At 60.0% G+C, this 19352-nt stretch carries 19 protein-coding genes; 9 read left to right on the plus strand and 10 right to left on the minus strand.

Annotated features, from left to right (window positions below):
* The first annotated feature begins 10 nt into the window (after window positions 1–10).
* A complete protein-coding gene (locus GKC28_RS03900; protein ID WP_174145226.1) occupies window positions 11–904 on the plus strand; it encodes a ParB/RepB/Spo0J family partition protein in 894 nt (297 codons plus the stop codon).
* Here GKC28_RS03900 and GKC28_RS03905 read toward each other — a convergent pair.
* The 4 genes from GKC28_RS03905 to rph are packed head-to-tail and all read right to left on the minus strand — an operon-like array spanning window position 894 to window position 3723.
* Window positions 894–1247 (minus strand): YbaN family protein, encoded by a 354-nt coding sequence (locus GKC28_RS03905; RefSeq protein ID WP_174145228.1) that lies wholly within the window; start codon window positions 1245–1247, stop codon window positions 894–896. The two genes, GKC28_RS03900 and GKC28_RS03905, sit on opposite strands and share 11 nt — an antisense overlap.
* A 4-nt stretch (window positions 1248–1251) precedes the next feature.
* A complete protein-coding gene (gene hemW / locus GKC28_RS03910; protein WP_174145230.1) occupies window positions 1252–2406 on the minus strand; it encodes a radical SAM family heme chaperone HemW in 1155 nt (384 codons plus the stop codon).
* Window positions 2399–3013 carry an RdgB/HAM1 family non-canonical purine NTP pyrophosphatase gene (gene rdgB / locus GKC28_RS03915; RefSeq protein WP_174145231.1) on the minus strand — a complete coding sequence of 205 codons (615 nt, stop codon included), beginning with the start codon at window positions 3011–3013 and terminating at the stop codon, window positions 2399–2401. Before rdgB ends, hemW begins: the two co-directional genes overlap by 8 nt.
* Window positions 3010–3723: a ribonuclease PH gene (rph, locus tag GKC28_RS03920; protein WP_174145232.1), complete on the minus strand. Its 714-nt coding sequence runs from the start codon at window positions 3721–3723 to the stop codon at window positions 3010–3012. The genes rdgB and rph overlap by 4 nt, the downstream gene beginning before the upstream one ends.
* Before the next feature lie 142 nt (window positions 3724–3865).
* Here rph and hrcA point away from each other — a divergent pair, with 142 nt between their 5' ends.
* Both hrcA and GKC28_RS03930 read left to right on the plus strand, forming a co-directional pair.
* The gene (hrcA, locus tag GKC28_RS03925; RefSeq protein ID WP_174145233.1) at window positions 3866–4930 is read left to right on the plus strand and encodes a heat-inducible transcriptional repressor HrcA; all 1065 of its coding nucleotides are present in this window, start codon (window positions 3866–3868) and stop codon (window positions 4928–4930) included.
* A gap of 9 nt (window positions 4931–4939) precedes the next feature.
* Window positions 4940–5503, plus strand: coding sequence for a nucleotide exchange factor GrpE (locus tag GKC28_RS03930; RefSeq protein WP_174145234.1), 564 nt, complete (start codon window positions 4940–4942; stop codon window positions 5501–5503).
* Between the two features lie 86 nt (window positions 5504–5589).
* Here the strand turns inward: GKC28_RS03930 and mutS are convergent, their stop codons facing one another.
* Complete coding sequence (gene mutS, locus GKC28_RS03935; RefSeq protein ID WP_174145235.1) at window positions 5590–8217, minus strand: DNA mismatch repair protein MutS; 2628 nt, start codon at window positions 8215–8217, stop codon at window positions 5590–5592.
* 102 nt (window positions 8218–8319) lie between these two features.
* The gene (locus tag GKC28_RS03940; protein WP_174145236.1) at window positions 8320–9153 is read right to left on the minus strand and encodes a flagellin; all 834 of its coding nucleotides are present in this window, start codon (window positions 9151–9153) and stop codon (window positions 8320–8322) included.
* A 297-nt stretch (window positions 9154–9450) separates the two neighbouring features.
* On the opposite strand from GKC28_RS03940, the gene GKC28_RS03945 reads away from it, so the two are divergent.
* The gene (locus tag GKC28_RS03945) at window positions 9451–11706 is read left to right on the plus strand and encodes an NADP-dependent malic enzyme (RefSeq protein ID WP_174145237.1); all 2256 of its coding nucleotides are present in this window, start codon (window positions 9451–9453) and stop codon (window positions 11704–11706) included.
* Window positions 11707–11712: 6 nt separating this feature from the next.
* The gene (locus GKC28_RS03950; RefSeq protein WP_174145239.1) at window positions 11713–12585 is read left to right on the plus strand and encodes a ribokinase; all 873 of its coding nucleotides are present in this window, start codon (window positions 11713–11715) and stop codon (window positions 12583–12585) included.
* Window positions 12586–12601: 16 nt separating this feature from the next.
* On the opposite strand, the gene msrA is transcribed toward GKC28_RS03950, so the two are convergent.
* Window positions 12602–13267, minus strand: a complete 666-nt coding sequence (gene msrA, locus GKC28_RS03955) for a peptide-methionine (S)-S-oxide reductase MsrA (protein ID WP_174145241.1) — start codon at window positions 13265–13267, stop codon at window positions 12602–12604.
* 148 nt (window positions 13268–13415) lie between these two features.
* On the opposite strand from msrA, the gene GKC28_RS03960 reads away from it, so the two are divergent.
* Together GKC28_RS03960 and GKC28_RS03965 are read left to right on the plus strand one after the other, a co-directional pair.
* Complete coding sequence (locus tag GKC28_RS03960) at window positions 13416–14324, plus strand: D-amino acid aminotransferase (RefSeq protein WP_174145243.1); 909 nt, start codon at window positions 13416–13418, stop codon at window positions 14322–14324.
* Window positions 14324–15037 (plus strand): HAD family hydrolase, encoded by a 714-nt coding sequence (locus GKC28_RS03965; protein ID WP_174145245.1) that lies wholly within the window; start codon window positions 14324–14326, stop codon window positions 15035–15037. Before GKC28_RS03960 ends, GKC28_RS03965 begins: the two co-directional genes overlap by 1 nt.
* Before the next feature lie 55 nt (window positions 15038–15092).
* On the opposite strand, the gene GKC28_RS03970 is transcribed toward GKC28_RS03965, so the two are convergent.
* The 3 genes from GKC28_RS03970 to GKC28_RS03980 all read right to left on the minus strand — a co-directional run bounded on the left by GKC28_RS03970 (window position 15093) and on the right by GKC28_RS03980 (window position 17144).
* Window positions 15093–15377, minus strand: a complete 285-nt coding sequence (locus tag GKC28_RS03970) for an SCP2 sterol-binding domain-containing protein (RefSeq protein ID WP_174145247.1) — start codon at window positions 15375–15377, stop codon at window positions 15093–15095.
* A 79-nt stretch (window positions 15378–15456) separates the two neighbouring features.
* Window positions 15457–15921 (minus strand): DUF1810 domain-containing protein, encoded by a 465-nt coding sequence (locus GKC28_RS03975; protein WP_174145249.1) that lies wholly within the window; start codon window positions 15919–15921, stop codon window positions 15457–15459.
* Window positions 15918–17144: an argininosuccinate synthase gene (locus GKC28_RS03980; protein ID WP_174145251.1), complete on the minus strand. Its 1227-nt coding sequence runs from the start codon at window positions 17142–17144 to the stop codon at window positions 15918–15920. The genes GKC28_RS03975 and GKC28_RS03980 overlap by 4 nt, the downstream gene beginning before the upstream one ends.
* A gap of 138 nt (window positions 17145–17282) precedes the next feature.
* On the opposite strand from GKC28_RS03980, the gene GKC28_RS03985 reads away from it, so the two are divergent.
* Both GKC28_RS03985 and ilvA read left to right on the plus strand, forming a co-directional pair.
* Complete coding sequence (locus GKC28_RS03985; RefSeq protein ID WP_174145253.1) at window positions 17283–18047, plus strand: hypothetical protein; 765 nt, start codon at window positions 17283–17285, stop codon at window positions 18045–18047.
* Between the two features lie 72 nt (window positions 18048–18119).
* The gene (ilvA, locus tag GKC28_RS03990) at window positions 18120–19346 is read left to right on the plus strand and encodes a threonine ammonia-lyase IlvA (protein ID WP_174145255.1); all 1227 of its coding nucleotides are present in this window, start codon (window positions 18120–18122) and stop codon (window positions 19344–19346) included.
* Window positions 19347–19352: the final 6 nt, after the last annotated feature.

A 19352-nucleotide genomic window follows, 5' to 3' on the forward strand; every position in this document is an offset into this window, starting at 1 on the left:
GGAGGCAACCATGGCAGACAAGAAAACAAAACCACGAGGGCTTGGCCGGGGATTGTCGGCGTTGATGGCGGATGTGAACCCTGCGCCGGTGAGCACGCAGACTGAGGCGCCGCGCAACGCGGAAGTTTTGGTGCCTATCGAGAATGTCGTTGCCAACCCCAACCAGCCGCGGCGACAGTTTCTGCAGGAAGATCTTGATGACCTAACGGCGTCCATCAAGGAAAAGGGAGTTCTGCAGCCGCTGATCGTGCGGCCCAGATCTGGTGGCAAATTTGAGATTGTTGCCGGCGAACGCCGCTGGCGGGCGTCTCAAGCAGCGCAGCTGCATGAAGTTCCGGTATTGATCCGGGATTATTCCGACTTGGAAATGATGGAAGTAGCCATCATTGAAAACATCCAGCGTTCGGATCTGAACGCCATGGAAGAGGCGCAGAGCTACAAGCAGCTTATGGAGAAGTTTGGCCATACGCAGGAGAAGATGGCGGAGGCGCTCGGCAAGAGCCGCAGCCACATTGCCAACCTGGTCCGGCTTCTCCATCTGCCGGAAGATGTCCAGATCCTGGTGCAGGAGCGGAAGTTGTCGGCAGGCCATGCGCGGGCTCTGATCACGTCCGATAATGCTTCGGAACTTGCAACCAAGATTGTGAAAGGCGGCCTGTCTGTCCGCGCGACTGAAGCATTGGTCAAGAAGGATGCCGCGGGTATCCAGTCAGGCGGCGCAAAGAAAGCGCGCAAGGCGCCGGAAAAGGATGCCGACACCCGGGCGCTGGAAGGCGACCTGTCAGCGATGCTGAAAATGAAAGTCTCAATCGACCATAAACCTGGCGGTGAGGCGGGCGCGGTGACGATCAGCTACGAATCCCTGGATCAGCTGGATGAACTGTGCAATCTTCTCAGCCGTTAGGCCGGGTCCAGATGAAGATAAGCACGGCGGACAGAACCACCGCTTGAATCCCCAGAACGTGACCGGGGGCGCCCAGCAGCAGAGACAGGCCAAAGACGGCGGCAATCGACAGAGTTGCCGCCTTTTTTGCGCCTGGACGGATCGCCCCGTGATCGCGCCAGTCCATAATCATCGGACCAAAGACGTTGTGAGCGACAATCCAGTTGTGCAGGCGCTCAGAAGAGTTGGCAAAGAAGAAGGCAGCGAGAAGTAGGAAGGGAACTGTTGGCAATAGTGGGAGGACAATCCCGATGACGGCCAAGGCTACGCAAAACAGTCCCAAGCCGGCATAGAGGAAACGCATTGCTTCAATCCATCAAGAGTTCACGGAGAACCGCATTCAATACCGCGCGGCCTTGATCCGTCGCACGAAGCCTTTGGTCAGAGATAGTGATCATGCCCATTTGTACAAGATCTTCCAGCCGGTCTTTGGGTAGTTTGTAGCCCGAGAGCTGACTAAATCGCACCATATCCAGACCTTCGGACAGGCGCATACCCATCATAAGGCATTCAGCCGCAGCATCTTCCCAGCTTAGCAGCTCGCGCAGGGTTTCACCGCTGCCTTTGCTCACCGCATTCAGCCAAGCCCCGGGTGCCAGATGGGTTTCGGTGGCGTAACGGCGGCCATTCAAGGTCAGTCTTCCATGTGCTCCGGGGCCGACGCCGGCATAGTCTCCATAGCGCCAGTAGATCAGGTTGTGCCGGGATTCCGCGCCTGGTTTGGCGTGGTTTGAGATTTCATAGCCGGCCATGCCAAAGCCGGCGCAGATCTCCTGGGTGGCGTGGTACATGTCCGCGGCGGTGTCATCTTCTGGAAGGCCGCGCAGTTTCCCGCGGGCATACCGGTCGCCGAAGGCGGTGCCCTCTTCGATGGTAAGCTGATAAAGCGACAGGTGGTCGATCGCCATTGACAGCGCTTCTCGCAGCTCTGCTTGCCAAGCCTTTAATGTCTGTCCCTGGCGCGCGTAGATCAGGTCAAAGCTTACCCGGTCAAAACACTTTCGGGCTATGTCAAAAGCGGCCTTGGCTTCAGTAACGCTGTGAATGCGGCCGAGCCGGCGCAGATCCTCGTCATTCAGAGCCTGGATGCCCATGGAGACCCTGTTGACCCCGGCATCCCGGTAGCCTGCAAAGCGGCCGGCCTCGACGGAACCCGGGTTAGCTTCAAGAGAGATCTCTATGTCGTTGGCAAAAGGCCATGTTTCACGTGCCTTTTCGATGACTGCGGCCACCGTATCAGGCTGCATCAGGGAAGGGGTGCCGCCGCCGAAGAAGATGGAGTTCAAAACCCGGCCTGAGAGCTGTTCCGAGAGTCTGTCAAGTTCGCCGATATAGGCCCTAACCCATAGCTTCTGGTCTATTTTTGCGGAAACATGGCTGTTGAAATCGCAATAGGGGCATTTGGCCTGGCAAAAAGGCCAATGCACATAAAGGCCAAAGCCCCCATTGCGCCAGTCATCCACCGAAACAGCCCTGGACAAACTGAGCGACAGCCTTGCCGCGGTGGCTGATCTTGTTTTTCTCCGCGGGATCCATCTCGGCGCAGGTAATGCCGTAGCCGTCCGGCTGGAACATCGGGTCGTAGCCAAATCCGTGTTCGCCACGGATTGGCCAGACCAGCTGACCCGGCATAACGCCCTCGAACACCTCGTCATGGCCGTCCGGCCAGGCGATGACCAGGGTGCAGCGGAACTGGGCGGTGCGGGGAGAATCTGCGCCTGCTGCGGTCAGCTCGTCATTGGCGCGGGTCATCGCCAGTTTGAAATCGCGGCCACTCGGCGTTTCCGCCCAGTCCGCAGTGTGGACACCGGGGGCGCCGTTCAAAGCGTCGATGGTTATTCCGGAATCATCAGACAGAGCCGGCAGGCCGGTAGCCTTGGCAGCGGCATGAGCCTTGATGCGGGCATTGCCGACAAATGTGTCTTCGGTTTCCTCGGGTTCCGGCAAGTTCATCTCGCCGGCGCCAATGACCTGCACCCCGAAGGGGGCAAGGATCTCGGCGATCTCCTTCAGCTTGCCTTTGTTGTGGGTGGCGACAAGCAGCTTGCCGCCTTCCAGTTTTCGGGTCATTTGCTGGCGGCCTTCTGCATCTCTGCCAGCTCGGAGGTGCCTTTGGCGGCCAGGTCCATCAACTGGTTCATCTGATCGCGGGAGAAAACAGAGCCTTCCGCAGACATCTGCACTTCGATCAGCTTGCCGGATCCGGTCATGATGAAGTTGCCGTCCACGCCGGCTTCGGAATCCTCAGGGTAATCCAAGTCCAGCACCGGCTGGCCGGCATAGATGCCGCAGGACACGGCGGAAACCGGATCCATCAGCGGGTCAATCTGCACGTCGCCGGCCTTCATCAGCTTATTGACCGCCAGACGCAGGGCGACCCAACCGCCGGTGATCGAGGCGCAGCGGGTCCCGCCATCGGCCTGCAGAACGTCGCAGTCGATGGTGATCTGCCGTTCGCCCAGGGCAACACGGTCGACGCCGGCCCGCAGAGCGCGGCCGATCAGACGCTGGATTTCAACGGTGCGGCCGCCTTGTTTGCCAGAGGCAGCCTCGCGGCGCATGCGGGTGTTGGTGGCGCGCGGCAGCATGCCGTATTCGGCGGTCACCCAGCCTAGGCCGGTGCCCTTGATGAAAGGCGGCACGCGGTCTTCGATTGTGGCAGTGCAAAGGACGTGGGTATCGCCGGCCTTGATCAGGCAGGAGCCCTCGGCGTGTTTGGTGAAGCCGGTCTCGATCGAGACAGGGCGCATTTCATTCAGTTCTCGTCCTGAGGGTCGCATGGCACATCCTTTTGCTGTTGGCTTGGGATATCCCCCGGACGCAGGGCTATGCAAGCCCGATTGACCTTTTCCCGAAGTGCTCTTTAATGACATTTTGGCGCTGGGTTCCTATGTTTAGACCGGAAGAAATGCTGGTAGGCTGATGAGCGATCCGAACAACATTCTGAAGGACCTGAATGACCGCTCCCGGGAGGTGTTCCGGGCAGTGGTGGAGAGCTATCTGGAGAGCGGCGATCCGGTTGGCAGCCGCACCCTGACCCGGTCGTTGAGCGAAAAGGTCAGTGCCGCCACCGTGCGCAACGTGATGCAGGACCTGGAATATCTGGGCCTGTTGGACAGCCCGCATGTCAGCGCGGGAAGAGTGCCCACGCAGATGGGCCTGCGGATGTTTGTTGATGGTTTGCTAGAGGTTGGTGACCTTAATGCAAAGGACCGGGAGAAGATTGACGCGACGCTTGGCAGGAATGCAGGCGACGTTGGCGGCATGCTTGACCGCGTTGGTGCGGCGTTGTCGGGCGTGACGCAGGGCGCCTCCCTGGTTCTGACACCCAAGCACGAAGCTGAGATCCGCCACATCGAATTTGTCTCTCTGGCCCATGACCGCGCTCTGGTGGTTCTGGTGTTTTCCGACGGGCATGTGGAGAACCGGCTGTTCACCCCGCCGCCAGGGCAGACACCCAGCTCGATGCGGGAGGCCGCGAATTTCCTGAATGCGCTGATTGAAGGCAAGACACTGAGCGAGGTTCAGCGGCAGATCCAGCGGGAAATTTCAGCGCGTCGGCAAGAAATAGACAGCCTTGCACACGCAATGATTGAAAGCGGGCTGGCGGTCTGGGAAGAAGAAGGCAGCGAACAGGCCCGGCTGATTGTGCGGGGACGGGCGAATCTTCTGGCAGAGTCCGGCGCCGCGGAGGAGCTGGAGCGTATCCGCACGCTGTTTGACGACCTGGAGCGCAAGCGTGACATTGCCGAGTTCCTCGAACTGACCGAAGAAGGCGAGGGCGTGCGCATTTTTATCGGGTCGGAGAACAAACTTTTCTCACTTTCGGGTTCCTCTTTGGTGGTGTCTCCCTATATGAACGCGGATCGAAAGATCATCGGTGCGGTTGGGGTGATTGGCCCGACGCGCCTGAATTACGGACGGATTGTGCCGATCGTGGACTACACGGCACAGCTGGTCGGCAAACTGTTGTCCGACCGGAGTTAGAGGTGAAACATGGCAGAGCTCAAGGACGAAGACTTTCTGGATGACATCGCCGCCGCCGAGGCTGAAGAGCTGGCTGCGCAGACCGAGGAGTTTGATGACGCCTCGCTGGAAATCGATGCGCTCCGGGCGGAACGGGATGAGCTGAAGGACCGCTTCATGCGGGCGCTGGCGGATGCGGAAAACGCCCGCAAGCGGGGCGACAAGGCACGCCGCGAGGCAGAACAGTACGGTGGCTCGAAGCTGGCCCGCGACATGCTGCCGGTCTATGATAACATGAAACGTGCTATCGAAGCGGCAACCGATGAGCAGCGCGAGGTTTCTGCAGCCCTGATCGAGGGCGTGGAACTGACCATGCGCTCGCTGCTGGGGGTGTTCGAGAAGCACGGTATCCGGATCGTGTCTCCGGAGGTGGGGGACAAGTTCGATCCGCAAATGCATGAAGCAATGTTCGAGGCGCCGGTGCCGGGCACCAAGGCGGGCGACATCATTCAGGTATCCGCGGAAGGCTTCATGCTGCATGACCGGCTGCTGCGCGCCGCACAGGTTGGTGTATCATCAACGCCGGCCAGCTGATGCGGACAGGCCCTGACGAGCCTGTGCCTTCTGCGGGGTTTTCTCCGAATGATGAAAGGGCAGGTCCGGTTTGGGCCTGCCTTTTTTTAGCCTGCGGCCTCTTTGAGCTTGTAGAGCACCTCCAGCGCTTCCCGCGGAGAGAGGTCGTCCGGATGGATGCTGGCTAGGAGTTCTTCGGCCGGAGAGAGGCCCGCCGGTGCCTTGGGCTGCGGCGGCGCGGCGGCAAAAAGAGGCAGGTCGTCGATCTGGATCTTGGACCCGCCTTGACGGCTTCCCTGTTCCAGCATGTCGAGCACATCACGCGCACGTGTAACAACCGAGGCTGGCAGGCCGGCAAGCTGCGCCACCTGGACACCATAGGAGCGGTCGGCAGCACCTTTGCGCACCTCGTGCAGGAAGATGACCTCGCCTTCCCACTCCTTGACCGCCACGGTGGCGTTGTCGACGCCGTCCAGCTTGGCAGCAAGCTGTGTCAGCTCGTGGTAATGGGTGGCAAACAGGGCGCGGGAGCGATTCACCTCATGCAGGTGCTCGAGCGTCGCCCAGGCAATGGACAGGCCGTCATATGTTGCTGTGCCACGGCCGATTTCATCAAGGATCACCAGCGCGCGGTCGTCTGCCTGGTTCAGGATCGCGGCGGTTTCGACCATCTCCACCATGAAGGTGGAGCGTCCGCGGGCCAAGTCATCGGAGGCGCCGACGCGGCTGAAAAGCTGGCTCACAACGCCGATGTGCGCGGCCTCAGCCGGGACATAGCTGCCCATCTGGGCGAGCAGGGCAATCAAAGCGTTCTGGCGCAGGAATGTCGACTTACCCGCCATGTTGGGGCCGGTCAGCAACCAGACTGCGGCGCCGTCGCTGGCGCTGAGATCGCAGTCGTTCGCGACAAAGGTCTCGCCGCCATTCTGGCGCAGAGCCTGTTCCACAACCGGGTGGCGGCCGCCTTGCACGTGAAACGCACGGCTGTTGTCGACTTTGGGACGGTTCCAGTTTTCGCCGCGGGCTAGATCAGCAAGCCCCGTCAGCAGATCCAGTTCCGCCAGTCCCCGCGCAGCAGTGTTGAGGCGCGCGGCATTGTCCAGAACGGCACTAGAAAGCTTTGCATAGAGCCGCTTTTCGATCTCCAGCGCTAGGTTGCCTGCATTCAGGATGCGGGTCTCGATCTCGCTCAGCTCCACTGTGGTGAACCGGACTTGGTTGGCTGTAGTCTGGCGGTGGATATAGGTCTCGTTCAGCGGCGGCGACATCATCTTGTCTGCGTGTGTCGCAGTGGTTTCGATGAAGTAGCCCAGCACGTTGTTGTGCTTGATCTTCAGCGAGGCGACGCCGGTGTGCTCCGCGTATTTCTTCTGCATTGAAGCAATGACAGAGCGGCCCTCGTCACGCAGCGTGCGGGCTTCGTCCAATTCGGCATCATAGCCGGTTGCAATGAAACCGCCATCGCGGGCCAGCAGCGGCGGTTCGGCGACAAGGGCTGCGTCCAAAAGAGACAGCAGATCATCGAAATCCTGAAGATCGGACAAGGCGCTGGACATCAGCTCCGGCAGATCTTTTCCGGTGCAGAGGCCGACGATCACTTCTGCCTGCGACAACCCATTGCGGATTGCAGCCAGATCGCGAGGGCCGCCGCGCTCCAGCGAGAGGCGCGAAAGCGCGCGGTCGAGGTCCGGTGTCTTGCGCAGCGCAGCGCGCAGGTCTTCGGATGCTTGCGTGTTGTCGACGGCAAAATCCAGTGCGGCCAGCCGCTGGTGGACGGTGTCCAGATTGCGCGAGGGGCTGGACAGCCGCTGTTCCAGCAAACGGGCGCCGCCCGGGGTGACGGTCCGGTCCACGACGGACAGCAGAGAGCCGGCCCGGCCGCCGGACAGGGACCGCGTCAGTTCCAGATTGCGGCGGGTGGCGGCGTCGATCTGCACCACCCGGTCCTGAGCCTCCTGCTGCGGCTGCAGCAGCAGCGGCAGTTTGCCTTTCTGGGTAATCTCCAGATAGTCGATCAGCGCGCCCATCGCCGAGACTTCGGCGCGGGTGAAGGTTCCAAAGCCGTCCAGCGCGCTGACGTTGAACAGAGTGCAGATGCGTTTTTCGGCAGCGGTGCTGTCAAAGCTTGCTTTTCCCAGGGGGGTCAGCGGGATCTTGTATTCATCGGCCAGCGGGCGGGCGGCGTCATAGGCGGGACCATCGGCAACGATCAGTTCAGATGGCGCCAGGCGGGCCAGTTCGGGTGACAGCCGCACCCGCGCAACTGGCATCACGTGAAATGCGCCTGTGGAGATATCGGCCCAAGCCAGCGCGGCATCGTCCCGGAGTTCCGAATAGGAGACCAGGAAATTGTGGCGGCGCGCTTCCAGCAGGGAATCCTCGGTCAGCGTGCCGGGGGTGACCAATCGCACCACATCGCGTTTCACCACGGATTTTGAGCCGCGCTTCTTAGCTTCGGCTGGGCTTTCCAGCTGTTCACCCACGGCTACGCGGAAACCCTTGCGGATCAGTGTAAGCAGATACCCTTCGGCAGCGTGGACCGGCACACCGCACATCGGGATGTCCTCGCCGTTGTGTTTGCCGCGTTTTGTCAGTGCGATGTCCAGCGCCTCGGCGGCATTGACCGCGTCCTCAAAGAACATCTCATAAAAGTCGCCCATCCGGTAGAAAAGTAGCGCATCGGCGTGCGCTTCTTTGATCTCGAGATACTGCGCCATCATGGGCGTTACTGTCATTGGAGGTCCCCCGGGGTCGTCTTTGCAAGACATCTACAATGGGGGCGGGGCGAGGAAAACCCGGATATGGTTGCCGCCGAGCGGCCCGGCGGCAGCCTGCTGTCAGTAGAGGTTTCGCAAAGTGTCGGGCATCGTGTTGACAATTGAGAGCGACACTGTGCTCAACTGCTGCTGCGCTTGGAGGGCCAGCAGCTTGGTTGCGGCTTCTTCTATATTGGTGTCGATCATGGAGCTGACCCCGCGGGAAAGCGCATCCGATTGTTTGCTGACATAGTCACCTTGGCCAGCAAGCTGATTGGCACTCGACCCCAAAGCCGCCGAACCTTCGATTGCGTAGGCAAGAAAGCCTTCGATTTCACCCAAAGCAGTCAGGGCGCTGGCACCGTCAGTGATTGTGGTCCGGCTGCCGAGATCGAACAGCGGGCTGCCTTCAAAGTCCACACCGTCCACGCTGAGAGTGCTGAGGCTGCCGTCGCTGGAAATCGCTGACGGTACCGTCAGCCCAGTGCCGCCGGCCCCGTCGACATCGGTTTTCAGCAGGTTCACCCCGTTGAACCCAGAAGACGAGATGATCGAATTGATCTGCTCAGTCTTCTTCGACATGGCCTCTTCATATTTGCTGAAATCACCCATGCCGCTGCTTGCCATAATGGCCAGTGACCGCATCTCAGTCAGGGTTTCGGTGATCTGCTCTGCGCCGGCTGAGGCAACCGCCACAGTAGCCTCGCCCAGCGACAAAGAGTCCGAGACTGAGCGCAAACCGGAAATATCGGAATTCATCAGCTCGGAGATCGCCCAGAGGGCTGCGTTATCTTGTGCGGTACTAATATTCTGACCGGTGGAAATGCTGTCCTGCGTTTGGTTGAGCTGAGAATTGACTCCGCCCAATGTCTGCAAGGCCACCATCGCACCGGAATTGTTGTGGAAGCTTATCATTCCTCACTTTTCCTTTGATCCTATGCCCTTGACGGGCGGACAATAGCCGTTCTGACCGTTGCTTGCAGTCCCCTGGCTTCCGGACCTCAGCGCCACCTGGAAGATAGGTGCGCGTTAATACCTATTAAGGAATTGCAGCATTCCGTGGTCTGCTTTGAGGCTAAAACCTGACGGAATCTATCGTCTTTTAGCCGCTTTTTTCTAAATTCTGGCAATACAGATTCTTGAAACCGCGGATTGAGGGGCGCGTTGGGCTGGGCTAAGACGGTCCGCGACGAGGAGAGGACACGAGATTAAATGCCCAAGAACAAGATCACCGACGAAGAAGCCCTGGCGTTCCACCTGGAGCCATCTCCGGGCAAATGGGAGATCAATGCCACGGTCCCGATGACCACACAGCGGGACCTGTCGCTGGCGTATTCTCCGGGCGTTGCGGTGCCTTGCGAGTCCATCGCTGAGAATCCGGAGACCGCCTATGATTACACCAACAAGGGCAACCTCGTTGCGGTGATCTCCAACGGCACGGCTGTATTAGGCCTTGGCAATTTGGGTGCGCTGGGCTCCAAGCCGGTGATGGAAGGCAAATCGGTCCTCTTCAAACGCTTTGCCGATGTGAACTCGATCGACATCGAACTGGATACCGAAGACCCGGACAAGTTCATCGAGGCGGTCAAGCTGATGGGGCCGACCTTTGGCGGCATCAACCTGGAAGATATCAAGGCGCCCGAATGTTTCATCATTGAGCAGAAGCTCAAGGAAGAGATGGACATTCCGGTGTTTCATGATGACCAGCACGGCACTGCGGTGATCTGTGCGGCAGGCCTGATCAACGCGCTGCATCTGTCTGGCAAAAAGATCGAAGATGTGAAGATCGTCCTCAATGGCGCCGGCGCGGCAGGCATCGCCTGTATCGAGCTGCTGAAAGCCATGGGCGCGCGGCATGAAAACTGCATCGCCTGCGATACCAAGGGCGTGATCTACCAGGGCCGCACTGAAGGCATGAACCAGTGGAAATCGGCCCATGCGATCCAGACCGATCTGCGTACCCTCGAAGAAGCAATGCGCGGGGCTGATGTGTTCCTCGGCGTTTCGGTCAAAGGCGCAGTGACTCAGGAGATGGTCGCCTCAATGGCCGACAATCCGGTGATCTTTGCGATGGCCAACCCCGATCCGGAAATCACCCCGGAAGAGGCGCATGAAGTGAGGGTTGACGCCATCGTCGCCACCGGCCGCTCGGATTACCCGAACCAGGTCAACAACGTCCTGGGCTTCCCCTATCTGTTCCGCGGAGCGCTGGACATTCATGCCCGTGCCATCAATGACGAGATGAAGATTGCCTGTGCGCATGCGCTGGCGGCGCTGGCGCGCGAGGATGTGCCGGACGAGGTGGCGCTGGCTTATGGCAAATCGCTGACTTTTGGCCGCGATTACATCATTCCAACCCCGTTTGATCCGCGGCTGATCCACCGGATTCCGCCGGCCGTGGCCAAGGCGGGCATGGATACCGGTGCGGCGCGCCGCCCGATCGTGGACATGGACGCCTATGAGGTGGGTTTGAAGTCGCGCATGGACCCGACGGCCTCGATCCTGCGCGGCCTGAATGCCCGCGCGCGCTCTGCCCAGTCGCGGATGATCTTCGCCGAGGGCGACGACCCGCGGGCGCTGCGTGCCGCAGTGATGTACCAGCGCTCGGGTTTTGGGAAATCGCTGGTCGTGGGACGGCCGGAGGACGTGCGCACCAAGCTGGAGAAAGCCGGTCTGGGGGATGCCGTGCGTGAACTGGAAGTGGTGAATGCGGCCAACACGCCGCATTTCGAGATGTACAAGGAATTCCTGTACAACCGCCTGCAGCGCAAAGGGTTTGACCGTAAGGACATCCATCGCTTGGTGGGCCGCGACCGGCATGTGTTCTCCAGCCTGATGCTGGCGCATGGGCATGGTGACGGCCTGGTGACTGGCGCGACCCGTAAGTCGGCGCATGTGCTGGACCGGATCAACCATGTCTTCGATGCCGACGCGGATCACGGCGTGGCTGGTGTGACCGCGCTGTTGCACAAGGGCCGGATCGTGCTGATCGGCGACACGCTGGTGCACGAATGGCCGGACGAAAACCACCTGGCCAACATCGCGGAACGCGCGGCCGTGGTGGCCCGCCATATGGGGCTTGAACCGCGGGTGGCCTTCGTCAGCTTCTCCACCTTCGGCTATCCGGTGTCAGAACGGGCCGAGAAGATGCATGTCGCTCCCACTGTGCTGGACAAGCGCGGCGTCGACTTCGAGTATGAAGGTGAGATGACCGTCGACGTGGCTCTGAACGAGCGCGCGCAGCGGTATTACCCGTTCCAGCGGTTGACTGGCCCGGCCAACGTCCTGATCGTGCCGGCCCGCCACTCGGCTTCAATTTCGGTCAAGCTGATGCAGGAAATGGGCGGTGCCACGGTGATTGGTCCGATCCTGTCCGGCATCGATAAGCCGATCCAGATCTGTTCGACCACCTCCACCACCAATGACATTCTGAACATGGCGGTGCTGGCAGCCTGCAATATCGGGTGATCTGACATGGCAATCTGGAACCTCGGCTCGATCAATGCGGACATGGTCTATGCCATGCCGCATCTGCCGGCGGCGGGGGAAACCCTTGCTGCCCGCAGCCTTGACCGTTTTCTTGGCGGCAAGGGTGCCAATATGTCCGTTGCTGCGGCCCGTGCCGGCAGCTCTGTGAACCATATAGGTGCTGTGGGTCCTGACGGAGAATGGGCGGTCGAGAGGCTGAAGGCGTATGGGGTTGGCACCGGCCACATTGTCCAAGCAGACACCCCGACCGGCCATGCGATCATCGTGGTCGAGCCTGAGGGCGAAAACCAGATCATTCTGTTCCCCGGCGCCAATCGCGCACTGAGCCAGGATCAGGTGGATCGGGCTCTGTCCCTGGCGAAGTCTGGTGACATCCTGGTCATGCAGAACGAAACCAGCATGCAGGCAGAGGCGGCGCAGTTGGGCCGGCAGAAGGGGCTGCGCGTCTGCTACGCTGCCGCCCCGTTTGATGCAGACGCTGTGCAGGCGGTTCTTCCCTACTTGGACTTTCTGATCCTGAATGAGATCGAGGCACAGCAGCTTGCGCAGGCAACGGGGAAACAACCGGGAGAGCTTGGCATCAAGGATGTGATCATCACCCTGGGCGCCAAGGGCGCACGGCATATTGACGGAGACACGGGCGCTGTCAGTGACGTGCCTGCCTTGCCAGTCACGCCGGTTGATACAACCGGTGCAGGCGATACTTTTACCGGCTACGTATTGTCTGGTTTGGATCTGGGCCTGACAGTTGCGGAGGCGATGGAACAGGCAAGCCGCGCAGGGGCCCTTATGGTCACGCGCCGGGGCACGGCTGACGTCATTCCTGATTTGAAGGAAGTGCAGGCCGCCCGGTTCTGACCTGGGCTCCCCTGCCTCAGTGCCCTTTGGCGAAGGGCGCCGCGTCGCCCCAAAGCTGCGACACCTTCGCATCGCGCCCGCAGGCCTGACGGTAGCGTTTGTAAGCTGCCGCCTGCCGTTTGGGGCCGAACCGGGTGAAAACCAGGCTGTCGCCCTTGTAATAGTCCTGGTGGTAGTCTTCCGCCTCGTAGAAAGTCTTGGATTGCAGGATCGGGGTCACGATTTTCTGCCCCAAGGCCTGCTGGGCTTCTGCCTTTACTTGTTCAGAAAGAGCCCTTTCTTCCTTGTTAGAAACAAAAACTGCGGTGCGATAACTGTTGCCACGGTCGCAGAACTGGCCGCCAGGATCGGTGGGGTCCACTGAGCGGAAGAAAAGCGTGAGAAGATGCTCGCGAGAGACTTTGGCTGGATCAAAGATAATCTGCACCGCCTCATAGTGGCCGGTGCCACCGCGGGTGACGTCTTTGTAAGTGGGGTTCGCCGTGGTGCCACCCGTGTAACCGGATACGGCTTCAACCACACCCGGCACCCCTTCGAAATCGCTTTCCACACACCAGAAACAGCCGCCGGCAACGGTCAGAACTTCGGTCGACTGCGCGCGCAACGGATTGCCGTGTGCCGCAACTCCGAAGGTGATCGCACCGGTCAATACCAGGGGTTTCAATTTTTCCAGAACTCTCATTCCCGACTCCATCCTGTCTTGCTGCCAGACTGCCGGCTGCCGCGCCCCTGCTCAAGCCGGCACGTCAGGATTTCACGGACTGGTGACAGCACGTTATCGTTTGGATTCCGGATCCAGTATTACTAACGTGCCGGCCAAGGAGGATTCCATGACCGACAAGATGAGCACCCACCAGGCCGAAGAAGATCAGCGCAACGAAGCGATCCTGATTTATTTGAATGGTGAAATCGTTCCCAAGGCTGAGGCCAAGGTCAGCGTATATGACAGCGGTTTCATGCTGGGCGACGGCGTTTGGGAGGGGCTGCGGCTGTACAATGGCACTTGGGCCTTCATAGATGAACATCTTGACCGCCTGTTTGAAGCAGCCAAGGCGATTGATCTGGACATCGGCTTGGACCGGGATGGTGTCAAAAGCGCTTTGTTAGAGACACAAAAGGCCAATGGGATGATTTCGGACGCTCATGCCCGCCTGATGGTCACGCGCGGTGTTAAAACCCGCCCGTTCCAGCATCCTTCGCTGTCGCGCCAGGGGCCGACGATGACCATTATCATGGAGCATTCGCGCCCCAACCTGCCGCGGTCGATCAAGCTGGCAACGGTGCCGCATCTCCGCGGGCTGCCGATGACCCAGGATCCCAAGCTCAACTCCCACTCCAAGCTGAACTGCATCCTCGCCTGCATTGCGGCGGAGAAGGCCGGCGCGGATGAGGCGCTGATGCTGGATGTGAATGGCTTTGTGAACACCACCAACGCCTGCAACTTCTTTATCGTCCGAAAAGGGGCAGTTTGGACTTCCACCGGTGACTACTGCATGAACGGTATCACCCGGCAGAAAGTAATTGATCTTTGCCGCGATAACGGCATTCCGGTCTACGAGCGGAACTACTCTCTTGTTGACACCTACGGTGCGGATGAGGCCTTTCTCACCGGGACGTTTGGCGCGCAAACCCCGGTGGGCAGCATTGATGGACGGCAGATCGGCAGCGGTCAGATGGGTCCCGTGACGGAGCGTATCCGCGGTCTCTACAAGGCGCTGATCGAGAAGGAGTGCGCCTGATGCGGATTGCCATGTGGTCCGGGCCAAGGAACCTGTCGACGGCGATGATGTATGCCTTTGGCAACCGCGGCGATTGCGCCGTTGTGGATGAGCCGTTTTATGCGGCCTATCTGGCTATGACAGGCCTCAATCATCCGATGCGTGCGGAAATCCTGGAAAGCCAGCCGCAGGATCCTGTGTCCGTGGCACAGGCTTTGCTGGGACCGGTGCCGGCGGCCAAGCCGTTCTACTACCAGAAACACATGACGCAGCACATGATCCCAGGCGTTCCGCGTGAATGGATGCGGGATGTCACCAATGTCTTTCTGATCCGGCACCCGGCACGGGTGATCGCCTCTTACGCGGCGAAACGGGAGAATCCGGTGCTGGAGGACATAGGATTCCGCCAGCAGGCAGAGCTGTTTGATCTCGTGCGCGGCTGGGGACAGGTGCCGGTTGTGGTGGACAGCCATGACATCCGAGAGAACCCGGCTGTCAAGCTGGAGCAGCTGTGCGAGAGGATTGGCGTGCCGTATTCACCGAAGATGCTGAGCTGGCCCAAGGGCGGGCACAAGGATGACGGCGTCTGGGCCGCCCATTGGTACGGAGCAGTCTGGACTTCAACCGGATTCGCCGGCCCGGAAGGCCGTCTGCCTGAAGTGCCGGAAGAACTGCAGCCGGTATTCCAGGCTGCGATGCCCTATTATGAGCAGATGAAGGCTGCAAAGATCTGACCGGCGGAGGGGCATTACCCTTTGGGCCTGGACACCTGCAGCCGGAGAAAGCGGGTCAGCCGATCAGCTTGCTCAGTTTCATGGCAACGCCCATGTCGCCGGAAATTTTGATCTTGCCCATCATGACGGCTGTCATCGGATTGAGGTTTCCGGTCAGCAGCTTCTTCAGATTTTCAGCCGACAACCTCAGCGTGCAGTCCGTTTCGCGGTCGTCTGTGCTGGCACTTCCGTCCGACAGGACAATCACACCGTCCGTTCCGCAATCGAATTTCAGCGACCCGTCGAAACTCTTCCCGGTCAGTCCGTCCCGGATTCCAGCCGCAATATCGTCCAAAGCCATTTCGTCCTCCCTCGCTTTACCAGAGGGTTAGGCGGAGAGATAATACCGGGCAAGATTGACCGCGGGAGAGGCGGAAGGGTTACGCTGCGGCAAGCGCGGTGTTGGTCAGCGGGCAAGGCTGGCCCCCGTAAAAAGCATCCAGAACCTCTTGGAATTCCGCCGGCGCGCCGGGAACGGCGGCAAACAGCGTCATTGAGGAGCGCAGTTTCTTGGCGTCGATGCCGCCAAGGATTTGCGCGGCATCCGCGCCCTGATGAGACAGCATCAGCCGGCTGACCTCGACCAGACGGGCGTGCAGTATCTGGTGGTTCAAATAGGCTGTGGCCTCGGCCAGGTCTTCGATCCCGTAAAGCTGCGCCATATGGGAGCGGCCAAGCTCAGCCAGTTGGGGAAAGACGAACCACATCCAGTGGCTCGTCTTCTGACCTGCAGAGAGTTCGCTCAGGACAGCCGTCCAGACAGTGTCCTGAGCTTCGACGAACATATCCAGCTCTTCCGCGAAATCGTCCTCGAATTCGCCGTCTATGCCGTCGTGATCACTCACTTCTTGATCCGGCGCTCGCGGGCGGCCAGCAGTTTGAGACGCAGAGCGTTCAGCTGGATGAAGCCTGCGGCGTCCTTCTGGTCGTAGGCGCCGGCGTCTTCCTCGAAGGTCACATGCGCCTCCGAGTAGAGCGAGTTGTCCGACCAGCGGCCAACGGTGTTCACCGAGCCTTTGTAGAGCTTCACGCGCACGGTGCCGGAGACATGTTTCTGGCTGGCGTCGATGGCGGCCTGCAGCATCTCGCGCTCAGGCGAGTACCAGAAGCCGTTATAGATCAGCTCGGCGTACTGCGGCATCAGCTGGTCCTTCAGGTGCATCGCACCGCGGTCCATGGTGATGGATTCGATGCCGCGATGGGCTTCCAGCATGATGGTGCCGCCCGGGGTCTCGTAGATGCCGCGGGATTTCATGCCCACGAAACGTCCCTCGACCAGGTCGAGGCGGCCGATGCCGTGCTTGCGGCCGTATTCGTTCAGTTCGGTCAGGATGGTTGCAGGCGACATTGCTTCGCCGTTGATGGCAACCGGGTCGCCCTTTTCAAAGGTGATCTCGATGAACTCCGGAGTGTCCGGTGCTTCCTCGGGGTGGACGGTGCGCTGGTAGACGTAATCAGGTGCCATTTCCGCCGGGTCTTCCAGCACTTTGCCCTCGGAGGAGGTATGCAGCAAGTTGGCGTCGACAGAGAAGGGCGCCTCACCACGCTTGTCCTTGGCGATCGGGATCTGATGCGCCTCGGCAAACTCCAGCAGCTTGGTGCGCGAGGACAGGTCCCACTCGCGCCAGGGCGCGATCACCTTGATGTCCGGGTTCAGCGCATAGGCTGCCAGTTCGAAACGGACCTGGTCGTTGCCCTTGCCGGTGGCGCCATGTGCAACCGCGTCGGCGCCGGTGGCTTCAGCGATCTCGACCAGACGCTTGGAGATCAGCGGGCGGGCGATGGAGGTGCCGAGCAGGTAGAGCCCCTCGTAAACCGCATTGGCGCGGAACATCGGGAACACGAAGTCGCGGACAAATTCCTCGCGCACATCTTCGATGAAGATGTTTTCCGGCTTGATGCCCAGCATCTCCGCTTTCTTGCGGGCGGGCTCCAGTTCCTCACCCTGGCCGAGATCGGCGGTGAAGGTGACAACTTCGCAGCCGTATTCGGTCTGCAGCCATTTCAGGATGATCGAGGTGTCGAGGCCGCCGGAATAGGCGAGCACAACTTTCTTGGGCGCGGACATGGAATTCCCTCTCAGGTCAGAACGCCTGCGGCGTATCGGGTTTTGGACGCAAGGGCAAGGTTTTCCGGGGTTTCACGCCAAGCCGGCGGCAACTATGGTCCGCGCCTGACAAGATTTTCAAAACTGGAGCGGATTTTCATGAAACCTTGGGCGCTGTTCAGCCATTCGGTCGGAATGCTTGTGCGGAACTTTGGCGATATGCTTCGCGTGTTTCTGGTTCCCACGCTGCTGATAGTTGCACTGTTTGCAACGTTTTTGAGAATGACCGGCCTGTGGGAAATTTTGCAATGGGGTGCAATAACTCAGTTGCCGGAGAACTCAGGCTTAAGCGGCCCGTTGTTTTTAGTTATCGTTCTCTCGCTTTTGGTCGGGGTGTGGAGCGTGGTGGCCTGGCACCGCTTTGTTCTGCTGGAGGAAATGCCGCAGGGCTGGCTGCCGCGCCTGGAAGGTAGCCGGGTGATGGCCTATTTCGGACGTTCTGTGCAGATTGCGCTGGTACTCATCTGTTTGATGATCCCTGTGTTGCTGGTGGTGCTTCTGCTGACGACAATTCTCAGCGGAGCAGGACCGGCTGCCCTGCAGTTGATCAATCTGCCGATTGCGATCTTCATCACCTATCTTGTTCTCAGGCTTTCAGTAATCCTGCCTGCGGCAGCCCTGGGCACGGACATGGGATTGCGCGCAGCTTGGAATTATACCGGAAACGCCTTTGGCGACCTTTTGGGGCTTGCTGCCATAATGGTTGCCGCACAATACGCAGCCCAATTCATTGCCGAATCCCTAGCTGCATCCCCAACTCTTGCTGCCGGTGTTTCAATCCTCGTGTCTGCTGCCCTGGCGTTGCTGAACATCAGCCTTTTGACCACCCTCTACGGTCACTACGTCGAGGGCCGCCCGGTCTGATTGCCGGTATTCTTATGTATGCTTGTCTCCCGCCTCTTGCCTTGGAGGCGGGCTTGCGCCACTGAAGGATACATGAGCGATTTCAAGACCCAGGCCCGCGCCGCCGAGCAGGCGATGCGCGATGTGTTTCCCGCAACGCCGCTGCAGCGCAATGTGCATCTGTCGGAGCGCTTCGGCGCCGACATCTACCTCAAGCGCGAGGACCTGAGCCCGGTCCGCTCCTACAAGATCCGCGGTGCGCTGAACGCGATGCGCAAGCAGCCGGATCAGGAGCTGTTTGTCTGTGCCTCGGCAGGCAATCACGCCCAGGGCGTCGCCTTCATGTGCCGCCACATGGGCAAGCGCGGCGTGATTTTTATGCCAGTCACTACGCCGCAGCAGAAAATCCAGAAGACCCGGATGTTCGGCGGCGACAATATTGAGATCCATTTGGTCGGGGATTACTTCGACGTCTGCCTGGCCGCTGCGCAGGAATGGTGCGCCCAGGAGGGCGGGCACTTCTTGTCGCCCTTTGACGATGCCGATGTGATCGAAGGCCAGGCCTCCATCGCGGTGGAGATTGAGGAACAGCTGGGCAAGGCGCCTGATCACGTGCTGCTGCCGGTTGGCGGCGGTGGCATGTCTGCAGGCGTTTCATCGTGGTTTGGCGATGAGGTGCACAGCCTGTTTGTCGAACCCGACGGCGGCGCCTGCCTGCGTGCGGCGCTGGCGGCGGGCAAGCCGGTGCCGTTGGACACTGTCGATACCTTTGTGGATGGCGCCGCGGTGGGGCGGATAGGCGATTTGCCCTTTGACATCCTGAAAGACGTGCCGCTGCCGGATGTTCTGGCGATTTCCGAAGACCGGATCTGCGCCACCATAATTGAGATGCTGAACGTCGAGGGCATCGTGCTGGAGCCTGCCGGCGCGTTGTCAGTTGAGGCGCTGCAGGATGTGCGCTCATGGATCCGAGGCAAGGCCGTCGTTTGCGTTACCTCCGGCGGGAATTTCGATTTCGAACGGCTGCCCGAGGTCAAGGAACGTGCGCAACGCTACTCGGGGGTAAAGAAGTATTTCATTCTGCGGCTGCCGCAGCGGCCCGGTGCGCTGAAGGAGTTTCTCGGCATCCTCGGTCCCGAGGACGACATCGCCCGCTTTGAATATATGAAGAAGTCAGCCCGCAACTTTGGCTCAGTTCTGATCGGGATCGAAACCAAACGGCCGGAAAACTTCGAGCAGCTGTTTGCGCGTCTGGATGCAGCAGGCATGACCTACACGGATATCACCAGAGACGAGACATTGGCGCAGTTTGTAATCTGATCCAGA

The sequence above is a fragment of the Leisingera sp. ANG59 genome, assembly GCF_013317235.1.
Classification (GTDB): Bacteria; Pseudomonadota; Alphaproteobacteria; order Rhodobacterales; family Rhodobacteraceae; genus Leisingera.